The following is a 20462-nucleotide window of genomic DNA, read 5'->3' on the forward strand; positions in this document are numbered from 1 at the left end:
CGCTCCTCCTGAGTGTTATTACTTCTTAGCCCTGTCTCTGGGAATGCTTGGGAATGTCACATATCACCCTGACAATACCCTTGCGCTTGATAATCTTGCATTTGTCACAGATTTTTTTAACTGATGCTCTTACCTTCATGGTTTATCCTTTCGCTTCCTCGTATCTAGAAAAACTAAAGCTTTGTCAGAATATCTGGACCGTGCTCAGTAATTGCCACCGTGTGCTCAAAATGGGCGGATAAACCACCATCACAGGTAATCGCTGTCCAACCGTCCTTCAGAACTTTCACATCAGGACCACGTTCGTTAATCATCGGTTCAATCGCAAGAACCATCCCTGGTTTAAGCTTTACACCCCTACCTGGTAAACCAAAATTAGGGACTTGAGGGCTTTCATGAAGGTTTTTACCAATACCGTGACCAACAAACTCTCTGACTACTGAAAAACCTCTTGCCTCCACATAACTTTGCACTGCGTGAGATATGTCGAATAGCCTATTGTCGGGTGTAGCTGCCGCGACGGCGTTACAGAGCGAAGCTTCGGTAACTTCTATGAGTCGCCTGGCGCTATCTGACACTTCCCCAAGGGGCACGGTGATAGCTGCGTCCCCATAATAACCGTCATAAACAACGCCAAAATCAATACTTAGTATATCCCCTTGTGCTAGCTCGCGATTGCTAGGCATGCCGTGAACAACCTGATCATTAAGAGAACAACAGAGAGTATAGGGATAACCGCTGTACCCCTTGAAAGCGGGCAACGCACCGCGCTTTCTTGTTTCTCGTTCTGCAAGATCGTTCAATGTCAAACTTGTAACACCGGGCCGTATCTCCTGCCTGAGCAGTTCGAGAATCTCCGCAACGATCCTACAGGGAACCCGCATCCTGTCAATCTCCTGCGGAGATTTCAGGATTATCACTCCCGCACGCCTTCAAGTATTCTCAGAATGGCCTGCTGTATTTCTTCTATGGAACCTGTCCCCCGTATGCTCCTGAGGAGAGATTCATTGCTATAATAGGTCACTAGTGGCGCCGTCTGCTCCTCGTAAACATCCAGCCGTTTTCGCATTGTCTCTTCGCTGTCATCGTCGCGCTGATAGAGCCCATCACCGCACTCATCGCATTTGTCATCAACCCTGGGCGGGTCAAAGACAGTATGGTATCCCCTGCCGCACCCCTTACATGTCCGTCGACCGGTAATGCGTTGCAACAGCTCTTCCTTGTTAACATCGACAGAAATAACGTGCTCAACGGCTTTACCATGAGAAACAAGCATTTCTTTTAAGGCGTCCGCCTGTGCAACCGTCCGGGGAAACCCGTCGAGAATGAAGCCATCGAAGCAGTCTTCTTTTGCCAAGCGCTCCTCTACAATGCCGACCACGACACTATCGGGGACAAGAGCACCTGCATCCATAAAACCTTTGGCTTTTATCCCCATAGGTGTCTGGTCTTTGACCGCACCACGTAGTATGTCGCCTGTGGAAATCTGAGGAATCTTGAATTTTTTTGCAAGTATCTTTGCCTGGGTTCCCTTACCGGCGCCCGGAGGTCCCAACAGGATAATATTCATACCACACTGTCCTCAACTACCGTCTTCCTTTGATCTTAACACCCTTCATGAAACCTTCATAACTTCTTGTGATGAGGTGCGATTCTATCTGCGAAACAGTATCCATACCGACCCCAACTGCTATGAGGAGTGCTGTACCGCCAAAATAAAATGGAAGATTGAATTTACCGATCAGTATTGACGGGAGTACACACACCAGTGAAATATAGATAGACCCGGCGAATGTTAACTTGGTCAACACACGATCCAGATAGTCTGACGTCTCTTTGCCAGGCCGAATCCCCGGTATATATCCGCCGTGCTTTTTCACGTTCTCAGCAACATCCACTGGGTTAAAAGTCACAGCCGTATAGAAATAACAGAAAAAGACTATGAAAGCAACATATAATAAATTGTATGCCCAGTTCCCTGGCGTCAAACTCTTTGCAGCGTTCTGTACCCATGGGACATTGATGAAATTACCGATAGTTGCAGGGAACATTATAATTGACGAAGCAAAAATAGGAGGTATTACTCCCGCCATGTTTACCTTGAGCGGCAGGTGTGATGTCTGCGCCCCAAAAGTCTTTAGTCCGACTACACGCTTCGCATAATGTATCGGTACGCGCCGTTGCCCCCTCTCCACGAACACAACAGCAGCTATAACGAGAAACATGAGTGCAGCAACAAATAGAAGGACAAAGAGTGAAATTTGCCCTGACTTCAACAGTCGTGTACTGTTGATCAATGCAACAGGGATGCGTGCAACAATACCCGCAAAGATGATAAGGGAAATGCCGTTACCAATCCCCTTCTCTGACATTTGCTCACCAAGCCACATTATAAATGCGGTCCCAGCCGTCAGAGTAATAACTGTCATAATACGAAATCCCCATCCAGGATTCGGAACTACCAGTTCACCGGCAGGACCACGCATACTTTCCAACCCGACAGCAATACCGGAAGCCTGGACAACGCTCAGTACTATAGTGCCGTAGCGGGTATACTGGATAATTTTCTTGCGACCAGCTTCACCTTCTTTGGAGAGTTTTTCAATGGCAGGAACAACGACCGTAAGAAGCTGAAAAATAATCGAGGAAGAGATGTACGGCATGATACCAAGTGCAAAGACGGTCAATTTTTCCAATGCGCCGCCTGAAAACATATCAAACAGGCCGAGAAGTGTCCCCTGAGCCTGTTTGAAAAAATGCGACAGCGCCTGCCCGTCTATACCAGGTGTCGGGATATGACACCCTACACGGTACACCGCAAGCATCCCCAGAGAAAACAATACGCGCTTCTTCAGCTCAGGTATTTTGAATATGTTCTGGAAGGCTTCGAGCAAGATTATATCTCCTCGACAGTACCGCCCGCAGCCAGAATCTTTTCCTTAGCAGCAGCGCTGAATTTATGAGCTTTTATCGTCAAGGCCTTTGTGAGGTCACCCGTTGCAAGAACTTTTATGCCGTCGCGCACACCGCTGATTAGACCGCTCTTCAAAAGCGCTGCAGCATCAACACTACTTGCCGACTCAAATATATCTAACTGCCCAAGATTCACGATCGCGTAATCTTTGCGGGTAAGTGGCGTGAAGCCACGTTTCGGCAAGCGGCGATGCATTGGCATCTGACCGCCTTCGAACCCAGCTTTTATACTCCCGCCGCTTCTTGCCTTCTGTCCCTTATGCCCTTTGGTCGCTGTTTTGCCATGACCTGAACCAGGCCCCCGGCCAATTCTTTTTCTATTTTTACTAGCACCAATCGCAGGTTTTAAACTGTTCAATTCCATGTATGCACCTCAAGGGAAATTACTCTGTTACGTTTACCATGTGGGAGACTTTGCGGATCATCCCTCTTATTTCCGGAGTATCTTTAAGCACTACTGATTTGTTCATTTTGTTCAGCCCCATCCCGTTCAAAACGGCGCGCTGGCTAGCTGGTGTGCCAATATGGCTCTTTACCAGAGTAATTTTAAGATCCTGCGACATATCAGTTCTCCTTGCTGATTTAAGAGCACTACTAGTCGGTCATGCCACGGCGTGCCATGATCTCTTCTGGGCTGCGAAGCGACTTGAGTCCAGCAAAAGCCGCCTTGACAACGTTGTGCGGATTGTTCGACCCAAGACACTTGGCGAGAATATTGTGCACGCCGGCAGATTCAAATACTGCGCGGGCTGCTCCACCGGCGATAACACCGGTACCAGCTGAAGCCGGCATCATGAGCACCCGCCCAGCACCAAAATGCCCTTCAATTTCGTACGGAATAGTTTGCCCTTGAACAATCGGAACCTTGATGAGGTTCTTTTTTGCCTGCTCTACTCCCTTCCGGATAGCTTCAGGGACTTCGTTGGCCTTACCGAGACCATAACCTACATAGCCGTTACCGTCTCCTACTACGACCAATGCAGAAAAACTGAACCGACGGCCACCTTTCACTACCTTGGCTACACGACTGATATGAACGACCCTGTCAGTTAAATTGATTTCGCTGGGATTGATCTTAAGCAATTAACGCCTCCTGTGTAATATCCTTAAAAGGACAGACCGTTTTCTCGTGCAGCTTCGGCAAGCGCCTTGACTCTTCCATGGTAGAGAAACCCATTGCGGTCAAAAACAACAGCTTTAATATCGCTGGCAAGTGCACGCTTTGCAACCTCAGCACCTACCTTCTTGGCTGCTTCGATGTTGCCCGTCCCCTTCAACTCTGCGCCTACCTCTTTCATGACAGTAGATGCAGCTACCAGCGTCTTGCCCGTCGTATCATCAATAACCTGGGCATAGATGTGCGTAGCACTCTTGAACACGTTCAGGCGTGGCCGTTCAGTGGTGCCACGAATCTTCTTTCTTATTCTTGTTTGCCGCTTCAGTCGAGCAGCTTTTTTCTGTGCGAGAGAACTCACGGTACTTCTCCTTGCTTTAACTATTTTTTGCCGGTCTTGCCGGCTTTTCTCAGGATGGTTTCGTTAGCGTACCTGATCCCTTTTCCTTTGTACGGTTCTGGACCACGGAACGAACGAATCTTAGCCGCTGTTTGACCTACTAGTTCCTTGTCAATTCCTTTGACAACAAGCTTGGTCATTTTATCAACTTCTACGGCAATCCCTTTGGGCAGTTGGAAATTCACTGGATGGGAATATCCCAAACTGAGATTGAGCACATCACCCTTGGCTTCAGCACGGTAACCTACGCCACTGATCTCCAGAGCCGTCTCAAACCCTTTAGTCACACCTACGACCATATTATTTACGAGAGTTCTCGTCAAACCGTGTGCAGATCGCGCCTTGATTCCGTCATCAGCACGCTCTACAACAATCGTCTTATCCGAAATCGTCAACGTAACACCGTCCATGATTTTACGAGATAGAGACCCTTTGGGCCCATCTATTTTCAGGACTGAGTCACTGTAAGATATTTTAACTCCCGGGATAATTTCTATGGGAAGTTTGCCAATTCTGGACATGCTGAATGCTCCTTGTTCCGGGTTAAATTACCAGACCGTGCAGATTAATTCGCCACCCACTCCGGCTTCCCGGGCGGCCTTATCGGTAAGAATACCTTTTGATGTCGACAAAACAGCAATACCCATACCGTTTTTTATGCTGGGGATTTCGTCACCCTTGACATAACGGCGCCCCCCCGGCTTACTGACTCTCTTGATCTCATTAATGACCGAATCTTTTTCATCGATATACTTCAAATAGACACGTAGCACACCCTGCTTCTGGTCGGCAATCACTTTGTAATTCTTGATAAAGCCTTCTGAACGCAGAACGTTTGCCAGGCTTACCTTGAGATTTGACGATGGAATATCCACCTTCTGGAGCTTCGCCATACTGGCGTTTCTTATTCTCGTAAGCATATCGGCAATTGGATCAGTCATCGACATCGATTCTACTCCTCTATACAGTTTCTTTGCTGTTACCAGCTGGATTTAATAACCCCGGGGATCTGGCCGTTGGAAGCGTGCTTCCGTAGGCAGATCCTGCACATGTCAAACTTACGATAATATGCACGCGGACGACCACACAACGGGCACCGATTATATTCACGGACTTTGAACTTGTTTCCTCTTTGTGCCTTTATTATCATTGATGTTTTAGCCACTTCTATCCTCCAAATCTGAATTAATATCTGAACGGCATGCCCAGCAGCTTCAGTAAAGCTCTGCCTTCTTCGTCGCTTTTTGCCGTAGTTACGATGGAGATATTCATCCCTTTGATTTTATCTACTTTATCGTAGTTGATCTCTGGGAAAATCAGCTGCTCCTTCACGCCAAGCGAGTAGTTACCCTTACCATCAAAGCCTTTGGCCGATACGCCCTTGAAATCACGGACGCGCGGTAGAGCCACATTCACTAGACGATCAAGGAACTCGTACATCCGCTCCTTACGCAGGGTCACCATGCAGCCAATTGGCATCCCCTGGCGCAGTTTGAAGCTGGCAATTGATTTCTTGGCCTTGGTGATGACCGTTTTCTGGCCACTGATCGCCGATAGCTCCTCTGCAGCCGAATCAAGGATTTTCACGTTCTGGATAGCTTCACCCAGGCCCATGTTGATTACAATCTTGTCGATTTTCGGCACTTCCATGATGTTCTTGTAGTTGAAATCCTTCATCAACTGAGGGACCATCTCTTTATTGTAAAGCTCTTTCAGCCGTGACATTTACCCCTCCACACTATTTGTCAAAAGACTCGCCGCACTTTACACAAACGCGGGTCTTTTTGCCGTCTTCAAGAACACTGGTCCTGGTACGCACCGGTTTCTTGCACTTACCACAATAAACCATGACATTTGAAATATGGAGCGGAGCCTCTTTCTCAACAATCCCGCCAGCCTCATTACCACGTGCCCGGGTATGCCGCTTGACGATGTTGAGGCCTTCCACAACTACCCCATCCTTTTTAGACAGGATCTGGATGATCTTCCCTGTCTTATTCTTATCCTTGCCAGTAACGACCATGACGGTGTCACCTTTTTTTACATGCAGATTCTTACCTAGCATCGTCTGTCTCCGCTTTAAATTATAGTACTTCGGGGGCAAGGGAGATGATTTTCATAAACTTCTTTGCCCTCAGTTCCCGCGCCACTGGCCCGAAGATACGTGTACCGACCGGTTCGCGCTGGTTATTGATCACAACTCCGGAATTGCCGTCAAAACGGATATAAGAACCGTCGGGCCGACCAATTTCCTTGGCGGTTCTCACCACAACCACCTTGACCACATCCCCTTTTTTCACTTTGGAGTTGGGAAGTGCCTCTTTCACCGACGCAACGATTATGTCGCCGATACTGGCATATTTGCGCTTGGATCCGCCCAGAACCTTAATGCAAAAGAGCTTTTTGGCCCCTGAATTATCCGCCACATCGAGTATTGTCTGCATCTGAATCATAGGTAGCTCCTGCCTTACGCGCTTTTATCGATTATCTGACGAACCTGCCAGCGTTTATCCTTGCTTAACGGGCGTGTCTCCACAATCAGCACGCGATCGCCCGTTTTACAGCTGTTATCCGTGTCATGTGCCTTATATTTGGCCGACCGTTTAATATATTTATTGTATACTGGATGCTTTACAAGACGATCAACCTTGACCACTACGGTCTTATCCATCTTGTCGCTCACCACCACACCCGTCTGGGTTTTCCTGCTACCGCGATCACTCATGTCAGCCTCACTAGCCTCTTTTTTCCTGAAGTAAAGTTTTCACACGCGCAACATCTTTCCTGATAGCAGACAGTTTCGCGCTGTTTTCAAGACGTCCAGTATGAAGCTGGAACTTGAGATTGAACAGTTCCTTTTTCAATTCTTTTTCCTTTGACTGGAGTTCTTCCTCATTCATAGCTTTCAGGTCACTAACCTTCATGGCCGTCCTTCCTCGAAATAAATTTTGTCGTGATTGGAAGCTTGTGGGCTGCAAGACGGAACGCCTCACGGGCTATTTCCTCTGTTACCCCTTCCATTTCGTAGAGTACATGGCCTGGCTTAATAACACAAACCCACGAATCAGGTGACCCCTTTCCCTTACCCATACGCGTTTCAGCAGGTTTGGAGGTCAACGGCTTGTCGGGAAAAATGCGTATCCATATCTTACCACCCCTTTTGATATAACGGGTCATGGCAATACGGGCAGCTTCGATCTGGCGGGAGTCAAGCCAACCACAGGTAGTAGCCTGCAGACCGTACTCACCGAACGCAAGTTCTACACCACGCGTCGGCGTTCCGGTCATTCTCCCCTTCATTTGCTTTCTATGCTTAACACGTTTAGGCATTAACATTGCTAACAAACTCCTGTTTATTTTTGACCGGGAAGTACTTCGCCCTTGAATATAAGTACTTTCACGCCGATGATACCGTAAGTGGTCTTTGCTTCAGCAAAGCCGTAGTCGATATCTGCCCGCAGCGTATGAAGGGGTACACGCCCTTCTCGGTACCATTCGGTCCGGGACATCTCGGCGCCGCCCAAACGTCCGGAACAGGTGATCCTGATCCCCTTGGCACCGAACTTGAGCGCTGAGGTAACACTCTTTTTCATGGCGCGGCGGAAAGCGATGCGACGTTCCAATTGAAGGGCCACATTCTCCGCTACCAATTGCGCATCCAGTTCGGGCTTACGCACCTCTTGGATATTCAGGAAAACTTCCTTGTCGGTGAGTTTGGCCAGTTCCTTTTTCAGGGTCTCGACTTCCGAACCCTTCTTACCGATGATCAGTCCCGGACGTGCGGTAAAGATGTTTATCTTCGCCTTATTGGCGGCACGTTCGATCTCGATTTTGGACACGCCGGAATGATAGAGCCGCTTCTTGAGGAAAGCCCTTAGCTTAATATCCTCGTGCAGCAGTTTGGCGTAATCCGCCTCGGCATACCACTTGGAATCCCATGTCTTGATGACCCCAAGCCTGAACCCTACGGGATTTACTTTCTGACCCAAAACTTCACCTCCACCTGTGTGCTTATACTTATTTATTTCTTATCGGCCAGAACCACGGAAATGTGGCTGGTCGGTTTTCTGATCTTACTGGCCCTGCCCATGGCACGCGGAACGAAACGCTTCAGTACCGCGCCACCATCGACAAATATGGTTTTAACAAACAGACGGTCCACATCAGCTGCACCTTTTTGCTCGGCATTTGCGACGGCAGAGCTGAGCAGCTTCGCAACGAGCTTGGCCGAAGGCTGAGGGGAAAAGCGGAGAATATTGAGTGCGTCCTGAATCCCCTTGCCACGTACCATGTCAACAACAAGACGGGTTTTGCGGGGAGACAGACGGGCTAATGACAATTTGGCGCTTGCTTCCATTTTCGACTCCTTTGCAATTACTTCTTCTTCAGCTTGCTTTTCTTGTCGGCCGCATGGCCGAAAAAGGTCCTTGTGGGTGCAAACTCGCCCATTTTGTGACCTACCATGTTTTCCGTCACGAAGACCGGTATAAACTTCTTACCGTTGTGAACTGCAAACGTAAGGCCGATAAAGTCAGGAGTTATAGTAGAGCGGCGCGACCACGTCTTGATAACTTTTTTTGAAGAAGGGCCTTCAGCTTCGACTTTCTTTACCAGATGCCCATCGACAAACGGGCCTTTTTTAATGGATCTTGCCATCGTATCAGTCCTCTGTAGGGAGTGTTATTTAGTACGCTTCTTAACTATGAAGCGGGACGAAGTTTTATTGGTCCTGGTTTTGTAGCCCTTGGTCGGAATACCCCAAGGAGTCACAGGATGGCGACCGCCAGATGTTCGGCCTTCGCCACCGCCATGGGGATGATCGACCGGGTTCATCGCAACACCACGAACCTTGGGACGTTTGCCAAGCCAGCGGGAACGGCCGGCTTTACCGATGGAAACATTTTCGTGATCCAAGTTACCTACCTGGCCAATGGTCGCCATGCATTCCTGGAGAACCATTCGCACCTCTCCAGAAGGAAGCTTGACCTGAGCGTACTTGCCTTCTTTGGCCATGAGCTGAGCGAAAGTACCCGCACTGCGGGCCAGCTGCGCGCCTTTGCCAATCTTCAACTCAATGTTGTGAATGATCGTGCCGAGAGGGATTGCTTTGAGCGGCAGCGCATTACCCGGCTTGATGTCAGCTTCGGGACTTGCAATCACCGTATCGCCAACCTTGAGGTCGAGCGGCGCAAGAATGTAGCGTTTCTCGCCATCAACATAAACAAGCAGTGCAATACGGGCGCTCCGATTCGGGTCATACTCAACTGATGCAACCCGGGCGGCTATGTTGTGCTTATCGCGACGGAAATCGATAATCCGGTATTTCTGCTTATGACCCCCACCAATATGGCGAGAAGTAATACGTCCAAACGAGTTCCGGCCACCGGTCTTTTTCTTGTTTTCAAGCAAGGACCTTTCCGGTTTCGTGCAGGTAATTTCTTCAAAGGTGGAACAGGTCTGGTGCCTACGGCCAGCGGATGTCGGTTTGTAACTCTTGATAGCCATTATTTAAACCCCACAGAGTTGATCTAGACTTCGAAAAAGTCAACGTTACTTCCCTCTTTAAGGGTAACGTATGCTTTTTTCCAATTCGAACGTTTGCCAGTATGTTTACCGACCCGCTTCATCTTGCCGGCCACGTTGACGGTGTTGACGTTGTCAACTTCAACCTTGAAGAGCTTCTCGACAGCCTGCTTGATTTCGATCTTATTGGCATTCCGGTCGACTTCCAAAGCAATGATGTTGTGCGCGTCCTTTTCAATCGTGCTTTTTTCAGTGACCAGCGGCTTCTTGATAACGTCATACATATTCATGACTGTAGCGCTCCTTCAACCTTCCGCACCGCATCCTGAGTAAAGATGATGCTCTGGTATTTCATGATATCAAAAATGTTGAGGCCATCGGATTTGAGTACTTTAACGTCTTTTATATTCCGAGCCGAAAGTTCAAGGTTGCGATTGACACCGTCGATGACAACAAGTGTCTTCTGAAGTGCAAAATCGTTCAGGACTCCGACGAAACCTTTCGTCGACACCTTTTCAATGTTCAATGCGTCCAGAACGGTCAACTTGTTCTCCTTGAACATGAGTGACAATGCAGAGCGAAGAGCCGCTTTGCGTGCTTTCTTATTCATGGAAAGGCTATAAGTCTTGGGCTGCGGTCCAAAAGCAACTCCGCCACCAGGATAATGTGGCGCCCTGATGCACCCCTGACGGGCCTGGCCGGTACCTTTTTGACGGAACGGTTTCTTGCCGCCGCCAGAAACCGCAGAACGGTTCTTGACAGCAACTGTTCCGGCACGACGATTTGCCAATTGAATCTTGAGTGCTTCGTGAATGAGGTACTCCTTGACGTCACCATTAAAAACGACGTCATTCAGATCCATCTCACCCACTTTATTTTTTTTGACATCATAAACATCAATTGTTGCCATGATCTATCTCCAGAATCAGCTCGTTATTTCTTAGCCTTGACACTGTCTCTTATAACGACTATGCCATTGGCAGCACCAGGAATTGCCCCTTTGATCAGCAGCAGATTATCAGCAGAATCCACGCGCGCAACTTGCAGCCTCTGCACCGTAACCCTTTCACTCCCCATCTGGCCAGGCATTTTCTTGTTCTTGAAAACCCGCGACGGAGTTGCTGAACAACCTATAGACCCTGGCGCACGATGGAAACGGGAACCATGAGTAGAGCGACCGCCTTTGAAGCCCCAGCGCTTCATGACCCCTTGGTACCCTTTACCGATGCTTGACCCTGTCACGTCGATCAGATCGCCAGCAGCAAAAAGTTCTGCTCTGATTTCATCCCCAACGTTGAACTGGTCCACATCTTCAAGACGAAGCTCTCGCAAGTGTGTGAAGACACCTTTGTCTGCAGCCTTACAATGTCCGACTACAGCGCGAGTCGCCTTAGCCGCTTCTCGCTCACCGAAACCGACCTGTATGGCATTATAACCATCCTTCTCGATGGTTTTCTTTTGAATAACAACACATGGACCGGCCTCTACGACAGTCACCGGGATACGACGTCCATCGTCGGCGAATATCTGGGTCATCCCTAGTTTTTTACCAATCAATCCCTTAATCATGGTTGACGATCCTATCCTTGTATTCTCAATTACAGCTTGATCTCGACGTCTACACCGGCAGAGAGGTCGAGTTTCATAAGCGCATCAACAGTCTGTTGTGTCGGTTCAAGAATGTCGATCAGTCGTTTATGGGTCCTGATCTCGAACTGTTCACGCGACTTCTTGTCCACATGGGGGCCACGAAGCACGCAGTACTTATTGATTACGGTCGGCAGCGGAATCGGACCTGCAACCAGCGCACCAGTCCGTTTCGCGGTATCAACAATCTCCCCGACTGAAAGATCGAGCAGTTTATGATCATAAGCTTTGAGACGAATTCTAATTTTCTGACTTGGCATCGCTTCCTCTTATGTGTGCAATTTATTCAATGATGGAGCTGACCACGCCGGCGCCGACCGTACGGCCACCTTCGCGGATCGCGAACCGCAGTCCTTCGTCCATGGCGATCGGGGTGATCAGGTTGACTGTCACCGCTACGTTGTCACCGGGCATGACCATTTCGGTCCCCGCAGCAAGGTCTACGATCCCGGTCACGTCGGTCGTCCGGAAGTAGAACTGCGGACGATACCCGTTAAAGAACGGCGTGTGACGGCCACCCTCTTCTTTGGTCAGAATGTACGCTTCGGCCTTGAACTTGGTGTGCGGAGTAATGCTCCCCGGCTTGGCAAGTACCTGGCCACGCTCGATGTCTTCACGCTTGACACCACGCAGCAGGGCACCGATGTTGTCGCCGGCACGACCTTCGTCCAGAAGCTTCCGGAACATCTCGACGCCAGTAACGGTGGTCTTGGCGGTTGCCTTGATACCGACGATCTCGATCTCTTCGCCTACCTTGACAATGCCGCGCTCGACACGACCGGTGGCAACGGTACCACGACCGGAGATGGAGAAGACGTCTTCTACCGGCATCAGGAACGGCTTGTCGATGGCGCGCTCCGGCTCGGGGATATAGGCGTCGACTGCATCCATGAGTGCCATGATGGCTGGCTCGGCCAGCTCACCCTTCTCACCGTTGAGGGCCTGGAGGGCGGAACCTTTGATGATGGGGATATCGTCACCAGGGAAGTCGTAGGAGGAGAGCAGCTCGCGGATCTCCAGCTCAACCAGTTCCAGGAGTTCGGCGTCGTCAACCATGTCGGCCTTGTTGAGGAACACGACGATGTAGGGAACGCCCACCTGACGGGCAAGCAGGATGTGCTCCCGGGTCTGGGGCATGGGGCCGTCAGCGGCGGACACAACCAGAATGGCGCCGTCCATCTGCGCCGCTCCGGTGATCATGTTCTTGACGTAGTCGGCATGGCCCGGGCAGTCCACGTGCGCATAGTGACGCTTGTCGGTCTCGTATTCAACATGGGCGGTGGCGATGGTGATGCCGCGCTCACGCTCTTCCGGGGCGTTGTCGATCTGGTCGAATGCCTTGAACTCGGCCTGACCCTTCCCCGCAAGTACCTTCGTGATCGCTGCCGTCAGTGTCGTCTTCCCGTGGTCTACGTGACCTATCGTCCCTATGTTTACGTGCGGTTTTGTTCTTTCAAATTTCGCCTTCGCCATGTCCGATTCCCTCCTTCGCGGAAATGTTTAACCTTTTACCTTTGCAATTATCTCTTCGGATACCGATTTCGGTACATGCTCATAGTGATCAAACGTCATAGTGTATGTGGCACGCCCCTGTGTTGCGGAGCGCACATCCGTCGCATAGCCGAACATCTGAGCAAGCGGAACCATTGCACTCACCACCTGGGCTCCTGCACGCCCCTCCATCCCCATGATTCTGCCGCGCCGGGAATTGAGGTCACCTATTACATCGCCCATGTATTCTTCGGGGACAACGACTTCCACCGACATGATAGGTTCGAGGATAACTGCTCCCGCTTTCTGACAACCTTCCTTGAATCCCATGGACCCTGCGATCTTGAACGCCATCTCCGACGAGTCAACTTCGTGATAGGAACCGTCAATCAAGGTCACCTTGAAATCAACTACCGGGTAGCCGGCTAATACACCGGTGTCCATGGCCTCCTGAATTCCCTTATCGACTGCAGGTATATATTCGCGGGGGACTACGCCACCCTTGATACCATCAACAAACTCATAGCCTTTGCCCGGCTCCTGCGGTTCAAGCTCAAGCCAGACGTGACCGTACTGACCACGACCACCGGATTGCCGGACAAACTTGCCTTCCACTTTGACTTTCTTGGTGACAGTCTCGCGGTATGCAACCTGCGGTTTGCCAACATTCGCCTCAACCTTGAACTCACGCATCAGACGATCGACAATGATCTCAAGGTGAAGTTCACCCATGCCGGAAATAATAGTCTGACCAGTCTCTTCGTCCGTCTTGACACGGAAAGAGGGGTCTTCACTGGCTAGCTTAGCAAGGCTTGTCCCCAGCCTTTCCTGGTCAGCCTTGGTTTTCGGCTCTATGGCTATGGAGATAACCGGCTCGGGGAACTCAATGGACTCAAGAATAACCGCATTATCTTCGGGACAAAGGGTATCACCTGTAGTCGTATACTTCAGACCTACAGCTGCAGCGATGTCCCCAGCGTAGACCTCTTTGATTTCTTCGCGCTTATTGGCATGCATCTTAAGCAGACGGCCGATACGCTCCTTCTTGTCCTTGGTGGAGTTGAAGACATATGAACCTGAATTGAGGATGCCTGAGTATACGCGGAAAAAACAGAGTTGCCCGACAAACGGGTCAGTCATGATCTTGAAAGCCAGGGCAGAGAAAGGCTCGCTGTCGGACGCCTTGCGCTCGATCTCGTTACCTTTTTCGTCGAGTCCCTTGATAGCAGGGATATCCACCGGCGCAGGGAGATACTCGATAACCGAGTCCAGAAGCGGCTGCACACCTTTATTTTTGAAAGAGGAACCGCAAATAACCGGACAGATGGCAATATCAATGGTTGACTTACGAATTGCAGCCTTAATCTCAGCTGTTGTCAACTCCTCGCCGCCCAGATATTTCTCCATAAGTGCTTCGTCGTGCGAAGAAATCTCTTCAATCAGCTTTTCACGATACTCGGCGGCCACTTCCTGCATGTCGGCCGGGATAGGCTCCTCGTGGTACTTAGCCCCCAAAGCCTCCTCATCCCAAATAATTGCCTTCATCTCCACGAGATCGACAATACCCTTGAACGTATCTTCAGAACCAACCGGCAATTGAATCGGCACAGGATTGGCCCTAAGGCGATCCTTTATCATGGAGACGCCGCGGAAAAAATCAGCACCAACACGATCCATTTTATTAATAAAAGCTATACGGGGAACCTTGTACTTGTCCGCCTGACGCCAAACTGTTTCAGATTGGGGTTCCACACCGCCCACCGAACAAAAAACAGCAACTGCGCCATCGAGAACACGGAGAGAGCGCTCCACCTCTATAGTAAAATCAACATGGCCAGGTGTATCTATAATATTGATGCGATGCTCGTTCCAGTGACATGTGGTAGCAGCTGAGGTAATGGTAATACCGCGCTCCTGCTCCTGCTCCATCCAATCCATGGTTGCGGTGCCTTCATGCACTTCACCAATCTTATGGGAAACACCGGTGTAATAGAGAATCCGCTCGGTAGTCGTAGTCTTACCGGCGTCAATATGCGCCATGATTCCAATGTTACGTGTTTTTTCCAACGATACTTGACGAGCCACAAAAATCTCCTTCAGCTATATCTGCTATATAAACTACCAGCGGTAGTGAGCGAATGCACGGTTGGCTTCTGCCATCCGATGAACATCTTCGCGTTTCTTCACAGCGGCACCACGGTTATTGAAGGCATCAAGTATTTCACCCGCAAGTTTGTCCGTCATGGTTTTTTCCGACCTGTCGTTGGCGTATTTTATCAGCCACCGCATGGCCAAAGAAGTTCGACGTTCAGCACGGACCTCGATCGGTACCTGGTAGGTGGAACCACCAACCCGGCGGGATTTAACTTCGAGCATCGGCTTGATGTTGTCAAGCGACTTCTTCAACACCTTGACAGCCTCATCCCCGGCTCGCTGAGACACCAATTCAAGAGCACTGTAGAGCGCACGCTCTGCGGTACTCTTCTTGCCATCAAGCATCAATATATTAATCAACTTCGCCACAACCCGATCATTATACTTGGGGTCCGGCAGAATCACCCGCTTTGCTACTTCTCTTCTCCTCGGCATAACAACCTCTCAGTGTAAACTGTTTACTTGGGCCGCTTGGCGCCATACTTGGAACGACTTTTCTTACGGTCTTTAACCCCGACCGAATCGAGAGTCCCGCGAACAATATGATACCGGACACCCGGCAAGTCTTTGACCCTGCCTCCACGAATCAGCACAACAGAGTGCTCCTGGAGGTTATGACCAACACCCGGGATATACGAGGTAACCTCGATCCCGTTGGTAAGACGCACCCTCGCCACCTTGCGGAGCGCGGAGTTCGGCTTTTTCGGAGTAGTGGTATACACCCTAGTACAGACACCACGCTTTTGCGGACAGCTTTTCAAGGCAGGAGCAGTCGACTTATCCTTCTTGCTCTCCCTGCCGATACGGATCAACTGATTAATAGTTGGCATAATACACATTCTCCCACATGCTTGTGCGCAGGGGCATTCTCCCTGCGGAAGCGACAAAAGTATCAAGGTACGACACGCTTGTCAAGCTTTTTTTGATTTTTTTACAGGGGAGGTGTCCCTCCCCTGTAAAATATTAAACTGCAGCACCCTCATCCTCTGTTACTTCCGGCTCTAGCTCCGGGACCTGGTACTCGGGTGCTTCGGCTACAAGCTTAAGATTGCGATAGCGGGATAGTCCCGTACCGGCCGGAATGAGGCGCCCCATGATGACGTTTTCCTTGAGGCCGCGAAGGCTGTCAACCTTACCTTCAATGGCCGCCTGTGTCAAGACCTTTGTGGTCTCCTGGAACGAGGCTGCAGAGATGAACGACTCAGTCGAGAGCGATGCCTTGGTGATACCGAGGAGCAGCGGCTCGGCAATGGCCGGTTTACCGCCCTTGGCGAGCACCCGCTCATTCTCTTCCTCGAATATCGTCCGTTCCAGCTGGTCGTCGATAAGGAGCGAGGTATCTCCCACTTCCTTGATCCGGACCCGCCGCAGCATCTGCCGAACGATGGTTTCGATGTGCTTGTCGTTGATCTTTACCCCCTGAAGGCGGTAAACCTCTTGCACCTCGTCCACCAGGTACTTCGCCAGTTCTTTCTGGCCGAGAACCCGCAGGATATCATGGGGATTGCTTGAACCATCCATAAGCGCCTCCCCAGCCCTGACATGATCTCCCTCGTGCACACTGATGTGCTTTCCTTTGGGGATCAGGTACTCTTTCGGCTCCCCCACCTCGGGGGTGACAATGACCTTACGCTTGCCTTTGGCATCCTTACCAAAAGTAATGACGCCGTCAATCTCGGTAATGACCGCATAATCTTTCGGCTTACGTGCCTCGAACAATTCTGCGACCCGGGGGAGACCGCCGGTAATGTCCTTGGTCTTGGTAGTTTCGCGGGGGATCTTCGCAATAACATCACCCGCATTCACGAATGAATCTTCCTGAACGGAAATATTTGCTCCCACCGGCAGGAAGTAACGCCCCATGGCGCTTTCGGCAATTTTGACCGTCTTCCCTGACTCGTCCTTGAGGGTGATGCGCGGACGCTTGTCCTGATCGCGGGACTCGATGATGACCTTACGGGAAAGGCCGGTGACCTCATCGAGTTGCTCCTCCATGGTGACCCCTTCGAGGATGTCGCCAAACTTGATCTTACCGGCAACCTCGGTGAGAATAGGCATGGTATAGGGGTCCCACTCGGCAATGACGTCACCCGGCTTGATCGGCATATCGGGCTTCGCCTTGATCATGGCACCATACACGATGGCATAGCGCTCACGTTCCCGTCCAGTTTCATCGACAACGGCAACTTCACCGTTCCTGTTCATGACGACGTGGTGGCCGTCAATATTGGTAACACTGTTGATGTTGATGAATTTGATCCGGCCCTCGTTCCGGGCTTCCAGCGAAGTCTGTTCGGCCCGCCGCGATGCGGTACCACCGATGTGGAAGGTCCGCATGGTCAGCTGTGTTCCCGGTTCGCCGATGGACTGGGCAGCAATGACACCGACCGCCTCACCCATGTTGACCAGATGCCCACGGGCCAGGTCGCGGCCGTAGCACTTGGCGCATATACCGCGCTTGCTCTGGCAGGTGAGAACGGAGCGTATCTTGATTTTTTCGAGGCCAGAATCCTCGATCTTCTGCACCAGCGTCTCGTCAATCATTTCGTTGGCATCCACCAGCACATCGCCGGTAACCGGATCAAGGATATCGTCGAGAGCAACGCGGCCGAGGATTCGGTCGCCGATATGCTCGATGATCTCCCCACCCTCAGTGAGGGCCGTTACCACTAGACCATCAAGGGTTCCGCAGTCGGGTTCAGTGATGATGGCATCCTGGGCCACATCAACCAGACGACGGGTAAGGTATCCGGAGTTTGCAGTCTTGAGCGCGGTATCGGCAAGACCCTTGCGGGCACCGTGGGTCGAGATGAAGTACTGGAGAACGGTAAGACCCTCGCGGAAGTTGGCGGTAATCGGAGTTTCGATGATCTCGCCGGAAGGTTTGGCCATGAGTCCACGCATACCGGCCAACTGGCGGATCTGCTGGGCGGAACCCCTCGCACCCGAATCGGCCATCATATGAATGGCGTTGAAGGAGGGGACTTTCACCTCATTGCCATCCGGGGACACGACGGTATCGCGGGAGAGGTTGTCGAGCATCTCCTTAGCAATCTCTTCCGTTGATTTCGCCCATATATCGATGACCTTGTTGTAGCGTTCGCCGTCAGTTATGAGACCTTCGGTGTACTGATTCTGTATCTCCTTGACCTCCTCCGTTGCCCGGTCGATGATAACCGGTTTCCCCTCCGGAATGACCATGTCGTTGATGCAGATGGAAATGCCGGCGAGGGTCGAGTAGCGGAAGCCGATCTCCTTCAGCTTGTCAGCCAGAATGACCGTTTCCTTGTTGCCGGCGAGCCTGTAGCAGGTATCCACCAGGTTGGAAAGTTCCTTCTTGGTCATAACCTTGTTGATGGCGCTGAAAGGCACTGCCTCGGAAAGTATCTCGCGGAGGAGCACCCTGCCGGTGGTCGTCTCCACGATCTGCGGCTTCTCGTCGGTGGGGAGATTCTTCATCCTTACCTTGATGCGGGCCTGCAGGTCAATCTCCCCTGCGTCAAATGCGATCCGCACTTCTTCAGGAGAGGCCAGTATTTTCCCCTCACCTTGGGCAAAAAACTTCTCACGAGTCATGTAGTAGATGCCGAGGACCATATCCTGGGACGGCACGATGATCGGCTTGCCGTGGGCAGGAGACAGGATGTTGTTGGTACTCATCATGAGAACCCGGGTCTCCACCTGACTCTCGATGGAGAGGGGGAGATGAACCGCCATCTGGTCACCGTCGAAGTCGGCGTTAAACGCCGTACAGACGAGAGGATGGAGCTGAATCGCCTTACCTTCGATAAGAACCGGCTCGAATGCCTGGATACCAAGACGATGCAGGGTCGGCGCCCGGTTGAGCATGACCGGATGCTCCTTGATCACCTCTTCGAGTACGTCCCATACTTCGGGACGCTCTTTTTCCACCATCTTCTTGGCACTCTTGATGGTGGTGACAAACCCCTTCTCCTCCAGCTTGTTGTAGATGAACGGCTTGAAGAGTTCGAGCGCCATTTTCTTCGGCAGGCCACACTGATGGAGCCGCAGTTCCGGACCGACGACGATAACGGAACGACCGGAGTAGTCAACACGCTTGCCGAGGAGGTTCTGCCGGAAACGACCCGATTTCCCCTTGAGCATGTCGGAGAGAGACTTGAGCGGACGCTTGTTGGGACCGGCAATGGCCCGGCCACGGCGGCCGTTGTCGAACAGGGCGTCGACCGCTTCCTGAAGCATGCGCTTCTCGTTACGGATGATAACCTCCGGCGCCTGCAGTTCCATGAGTCGTTTCAGGCGATTGTTCCGGTTGATGACCCGACGGTAGAGATCGTTCAGGTCAGAGGTGGCAAAGCGACCGCCATCCAAAGGAACGAGGGGGCGGAGCTCCGGCGGCAGGACGGGAATGCACTCGAGAATCATCCACTCCGGCTTGTTACCGGAAGCCTTGAACGCCTCCACGACCTTGAGCCGCTTGGCGGTCTTTTTCCGCTTTGCTTCGCTGGTCGCTTCGAGCATCTCGACGCGGAGCGTTTCGGCAAGACCGTCCAGGTCTAGGGCTTTCAGAAATTCGCGGATTGCCGCAGCCCCCATGCCCGCCTCGAACTGACCGCCGTGTTCGTCCATGGACTTCTGGTACTGGTCCTCGGAAAGAATCTCTCCAGCGACCAGACCGGTATTCCGCGGGTCGATGACCACGTATGCCTCGAAGTAGAGGACCTTCTCCAGGTCCTTGAGCGTGATATCGAGAAGGTTGCCGATCCGGGACGGGAGGGACTTAAGGAACCAGATGTGAGCAACCGGCGTGGCCAGATCGATGTGACCGAGTCGTTCACGACGTACCTTGGAGGGGATAACCTCGACACCACACTTTTCGCAGACGATCCCGCGGTGCTTCATCCGCTTGTACTTGCCGCAGTTGCATTCGTAGTCCTTGGTGGGCCCGAATATCTTGGCACAGAACAGACCGTCCCGTTCCGGCTTAAAGGTACGATAGTTGATGGTTTCCGGTTTTTTCACCTCGCCGAAAGAACGCTCGCGGATTTTGTCCGGCGACGAGACGGATATCCTGATGGATGAAAAGTGTAGAGGGTCCTTCGGTTTATCGAAAAAGCTGAAAATGTCTTCCAAAATATAATCCTCCTTCTGTGTAGGAGTGTTGTCTGGGTTAAAGTGAGT

The 20462-nt window shown here is 51.2% G+C and carries 30 protein-coding genes; all 30 read right to left on the bottom strand.

What is annotated here, in order from left to right; all coding sequences use genetic code 11:
* Positions 1-25: 25 nt before the first annotated feature.
* Positions 26-139 (bottom strand): 50S ribosomal protein L36, encoded by a 114-nt coding sequence (gene rpmJ, locus LDN04_RS15730; protein ID WP_214176486.1) that lies wholly within the window; start codon positions 137-139, stop codon positions 26-28.
* A 34-nt stretch (positions 140-173) separates the two neighbouring features.
* Entirely contained in the window at positions 174-920 is a 747-nt protein-coding gene (gene map / locus LDN04_RS15735) for a type I methionyl aminopeptidase (protein ID WP_223912782.1), read from the bottom strand.
* Positions 917-1570 carry an adenylate kinase gene (locus LDN04_RS15740; protein ID WP_223912784.1) on the bottom strand — a complete coding sequence of 218 codons (654 nt, stop codon included), beginning with the start codon at positions 1568-1570 and terminating at the stop codon, positions 917-919. Before LDN04_RS15740 ends, map begins: the two co-directional genes overlap by 4 nt.
* Before the next feature lie 16 nt (positions 1571-1586).
* On the bottom strand, positions 1587-2894 hold the full coding sequence (gene secY, locus LDN04_RS15745; protein WP_223912787.1) for a preprotein translocase subunit SecY: 1308 nt from the start codon (positions 2892-2894) through the stop codon (positions 1587-1589).
* Between the two features lie 2 nt (positions 2895-2896).
* Positions 2897-3337, bottom strand: coding sequence for a 50S ribosomal protein L15 (rplO, locus tag LDN04_RS15750; protein ID WP_223912790.1), 441 nt, complete (start codon positions 3335-3337; stop codon positions 2897-2899).
* 19 nt (positions 3338-3356) lie between these two features.
* Positions 3357-3536 carry a 50S ribosomal protein L30 gene (gene rpmD / locus LDN04_RS15755; protein ID WP_223912796.1) on the bottom strand — a complete coding sequence of 60 codons (180 nt, stop codon included), beginning with the start codon at positions 3534-3536 and terminating at the stop codon, positions 3357-3359.
* Between the two features lie 31 nt (positions 3537-3567).
* Positions 3568-4056 (bottom strand): 30S ribosomal protein S5, encoded by a 489-nt coding sequence (gene rpsE / locus LDN04_RS15760; RefSeq protein WP_223912800.1) that lies wholly within the window; start codon positions 4054-4056, stop codon positions 3568-3570.
* 23 nt (positions 4057-4079) lie between these two features.
* Positions 4080-4448 (bottom strand): 50S ribosomal protein L18, encoded by a 369-nt coding sequence (gene rplR, locus LDN04_RS15765; protein WP_223912806.1) that lies wholly within the window; start codon positions 4446-4448, stop codon positions 4080-4082.
* A gap of 20 nt (positions 4449-4468) precedes the next feature.
* A complete protein-coding gene (gene rplF, locus LDN04_RS15770; protein ID WP_223912810.1) occupies positions 4469-5008 on the bottom strand; it encodes a 50S ribosomal protein L6 in 540 nt (179 codons plus the stop codon).
* 27 nt (positions 5009-5035) lie between these two features.
* Complete coding sequence (gene rpsH, locus LDN04_RS15775) at positions 5036-5434, bottom strand: 30S ribosomal protein S8 (RefSeq protein WP_223912813.1); 399 nt, start codon at positions 5432-5434, stop codon at positions 5036-5038.
* Between the two features lie 32 nt (positions 5435-5466).
* On the bottom strand, positions 5467-5652 hold the full coding sequence (locus LDN04_RS15780) for a type Z 30S ribosomal protein S14 (protein ID WP_214176476.1): 186 nt from the start codon (positions 5650-5652) through the stop codon (positions 5467-5469).
* A gap of 20 nt (positions 5653-5672) precedes the next feature.
* On the bottom strand, positions 5673-6212 hold the full coding sequence (gene rplE / locus LDN04_RS15785; protein ID WP_223912816.1) for a 50S ribosomal protein L5: 540 nt from the start codon (positions 6210-6212) through the stop codon (positions 5673-5675).
* A gap of 13 nt (positions 6213-6225) precedes the next feature.
* A complete protein-coding gene (rplX, locus tag LDN04_RS15790; RefSeq protein WP_223912822.1) occupies positions 6226-6552 on the bottom strand; it encodes a 50S ribosomal protein L24 in 327 nt (108 codons plus the stop codon).
* A gap of 19 nt (positions 6553-6571) precedes the next feature.
* Entirely contained in the window at positions 6572-6940 is a 369-nt protein-coding gene (rplN, locus tag LDN04_RS15795; RefSeq protein ID WP_214176473.1) for a 50S ribosomal protein L14, read from the bottom strand.
* 14 nt (positions 6941-6954) lie between these two features.
* On the bottom strand, positions 6955-7212 hold the full coding sequence (gene rpsQ, locus LDN04_RS15800) for a 30S ribosomal protein S17 (RefSeq protein WP_223912827.1): 258 nt from the start codon (positions 7210-7212) through the stop codon (positions 6955-6957).
* 10 nt (positions 7213-7222) lie between these two features.
* On the bottom strand, positions 7223-7411 hold the full coding sequence (rpmC, locus tag LDN04_RS15805) for a 50S ribosomal protein L29 (protein ID WP_223912832.1): 189 nt from the start codon (positions 7409-7411) through the stop codon (positions 7223-7225).
* Entirely contained in the window at positions 7401-7823 is a 423-nt protein-coding gene (rplP, locus tag LDN04_RS15810) for a 50S ribosomal protein L16 (protein WP_223912837.1), read from the bottom strand. Before rplP ends, rpmC begins: the two co-directional genes overlap by 11 nt.
* Before the next feature lie 17 nt (positions 7824-7840).
* Positions 7841-8476 (bottom strand): 30S ribosomal protein S3, encoded by a 636-nt coding sequence (rpsC, locus tag LDN04_RS15815; RefSeq protein ID WP_214176469.1) that lies wholly within the window; start codon positions 8474-8476, stop codon positions 7841-7843.
* 32 nt (positions 8477-8508) lie between these two features.
* Positions 8509-8844: a 50S ribosomal protein L22 gene (gene rplV, locus LDN04_RS15820; protein ID WP_223912842.1), complete on the bottom strand. Its 336-nt coding sequence runs from the start codon at positions 8842-8844 to the stop codon at positions 8509-8511.
* Between the two features lie 17 nt (positions 8845-8861).
* Positions 8862-9143, bottom strand: coding sequence for a 30S ribosomal protein S19 (gene rpsS, locus LDN04_RS15825; RefSeq protein ID WP_223912846.1), 282 nt, complete (start codon positions 9141-9143; stop codon positions 8862-8864).
* Between the two features lie 24 nt (positions 9144-9167).
* Positions 9168-9992, bottom strand: a complete 825-nt coding sequence (gene rplB, locus LDN04_RS15830; protein WP_223912848.1) for a 50S ribosomal protein L2 — start codon at positions 9990-9992, stop codon at positions 9168-9170.
* Positions 9993-10015: 23 nt separating this feature from the next.
* Positions 10016-10300, bottom strand: coding sequence for a 50S ribosomal protein L23 (locus LDN04_RS15835; RefSeq protein WP_223912850.1), 285 nt, complete (start codon positions 10298-10300; stop codon positions 10016-10018).
* Entirely contained in the window at positions 10297-10920 is a 624-nt protein-coding gene (gene rplD, locus LDN04_RS15840) for a 50S ribosomal protein L4 (RefSeq protein ID WP_223912853.1), read from the bottom strand. The genes LDN04_RS15835 and rplD overlap by 4 nt, the downstream gene beginning before the upstream one ends.
* A gap of 23 nt (positions 10921-10943) precedes the next feature.
* Positions 10944-11579: a 50S ribosomal protein L3 gene (gene rplC / locus LDN04_RS15845; protein WP_223912856.1), complete on the bottom strand. Its 636-nt coding sequence runs from the start codon at positions 11577-11579 to the stop codon at positions 10944-10946.
* Between the two features lie 29 nt (positions 11580-11608).
* Entirely contained in the window at positions 11609-11917 is a 309-nt protein-coding gene (gene rpsJ / locus LDN04_RS15850) for a 30S ribosomal protein S10 (RefSeq protein ID WP_223912862.1), read from the bottom strand.
* 22 nt (positions 11918-11939) lie between these two features.
* Complete coding sequence (gene tuf / locus LDN04_RS15855) at positions 11940-13130, bottom strand: elongation factor Tu (RefSeq protein ID WP_223912866.1); 1191 nt, start codon at positions 13128-13130, stop codon at positions 11940-11942.
* A gap of 27 nt (positions 13131-13157) precedes the next feature.
* Complete coding sequence (gene fusA / locus LDN04_RS15860; protein ID WP_223912868.1) at positions 13158-15233, bottom strand: elongation factor G; 2076 nt, start codon at positions 15231-15233, stop codon at positions 13158-13160.
* A 33-nt stretch (positions 15234-15266) separates the two neighbouring features.
* Positions 15267-15737, bottom strand: a complete 471-nt coding sequence (gene rpsG, locus LDN04_RS15865; protein WP_223912871.1) for a 30S ribosomal protein S7 — start codon at positions 15735-15737, stop codon at positions 15267-15269.
* Between the two features lie 23 nt (positions 15738-15760).
* Positions 15761-16132, bottom strand: coding sequence for a 30S ribosomal protein S12 (gene rpsL, locus LDN04_RS15870; protein ID WP_214176766.1), 372 nt, complete (start codon positions 16130-16132; stop codon positions 15761-15763).
* A gap of 133 nt (positions 16133-16265) precedes the next feature.
* Positions 16266-20414 carry a DNA-directed RNA polymerase subunit beta' gene (rpoC, locus tag LDN04_RS15875; protein ID WP_223912873.1) on the bottom strand — a complete coding sequence of 1383 codons (4149 nt, stop codon included), beginning with the start codon at positions 20412-20414 and terminating at the stop codon, positions 16266-16268.
* Positions 20415-20462: the final 48 nt, after the last annotated feature.

The organism is Geobacter sp. AOG1 (assembly GCF_019972315.1).
Lineage (GTDB): Bacteria > Desulfobacterota > Desulfuromonadia > Geobacterales > Geobacteraceae > Geomobilimonas.

Coding starts and splice junctions, on each gene's coding strand:
- rpmJ (WP_214176486.1), bottom strand. CDS start 139: ATGAAGGTAAGAGCATCAGTTAAAAAAATCTGTGACAAATGCAAGATT.
- LDN04_RS15740 (WP_223912784.1), bottom strand. CDS start 1,570: ATGAATATTATCCTGTTGGGACCTCCGGGCGCCGGTAAGGGAACCCAG.
- rplO (WP_223912790.1), bottom strand. CDS start 3,337: ATGGAATTGAACAGTTTAAAACCTGCGATTGGTGCTAGTAAAAATAGA.
- rpmD (WP_223912796.1), bottom strand. CDS start 3,536: ATGTCGCAGGATCTTAAAATTACTCTGGTAAAGAGCCATATTGGCACA.
- rplF (WP_223912810.1), bottom strand. CDS start 5,008: ATGTCCAGAATTGGCAAACTTCCCATAGAAATTATCCCGGGAGTTAAA.
- rpsH (WP_223912813.1), bottom strand. CDS start 5,434: ATGTCGATGACTGATCCAATTGCCGATATGCTTACGAGAATAAGAAAC.
- rplE (WP_223912816.1), bottom strand. CDS start 6,212: ATGTCACGGCTGAAAGAGCTTTACAATAAAGAGATGGTCCCTCAGTTG.
- rplX (WP_223912822.1), bottom strand. CDS start 6,552: ATGCTAGGTAAGAATCTGCATGTAAAAAAAGGTGACACCGTCATGGTC.
- rplN (WP_214176473.1), bottom strand. CDS start 6,940: ATGATTCAGATGCAGACAATACTCGATGTGGCGGATAATTCAGGGGCC.
- rpsQ (WP_223912827.1), bottom strand. CDS start 7,212: ATGAGTGATCGCGGTAGCAGGAAAACCCAGACGGGTGTGGTGGTGAGC.
- rpmC (WP_223912832.1), bottom strand. CDS start 7,411: ATGAAGGTTAGTGACCTGAAAGCTATGAATGAGGAAGAACTCCAGTCA.
- rplP (WP_223912837.1), bottom strand. CDS start 7,823: ATGTTAATGCCTAAACGTGTTAAGCATAGAAAGCAAATGAAGGGGAGA.
- rplV (WP_223912842.1), bottom strand. CDS start 8,844: ATGGAAGCAAGCGCCAAATTGTCATTAGCCCGTCTGTCTCCCCGCAAA.
- rpsS (WP_223912846.1), bottom strand. CDS start 9,143: ATGGCAAGATCCATTAAAAAAGGCCCGTTTGTCGATGGGCATCTGGTA.
- rplB (WP_223912848.1), bottom strand. CDS start 9,992: ATGGCTATCAAGAGTTACAAACCGACATCCGCTGGCCGTAGGCACCAG.
- LDN04_RS15835 (WP_223912850.1), bottom strand. CDS start 10,300: ATGAATATGTATGACGTTATCAAGAAGCCGCTGGTCACTGAAAAAAGC.
- rplD (WP_223912853.1), bottom strand. CDS start 10,920: ATGGCAACAATTGATGTTTATGATGTCAAAAAAAATAAAGTGGGTGAG.
- rplC (WP_223912856.1), bottom strand. CDS start 11,579: ATGATTAAGGGATTGATTGGTAAAAAACTAGGGATGACCCAGATATTC.
- rpsJ (WP_223912862.1), bottom strand. CDS start 11,917: ATGCCAAGTCAGAAAATTAGAATTCGTCTCAAAGCTTATGATCATAAA.
- tuf (WP_223912866.1), bottom strand. CDS start 13,130: ATGGCGAAGGCGAAATTTGAAAGAACAAAACCGCACGTAAACATAGGG.
- rpsG (WP_223912871.1), bottom strand. CDS start 15,737: ATGCCGAGGAGAAGAGAAGTAGCAAAGCGGGTGATTCTGCCGGACCCC.
- rpsL (WP_214176766.1), bottom strand. CDS start 16,132: ATGCCAACTATTAATCAGTTGATCCGTATCGGCAGGGAGAGCAAGAAG.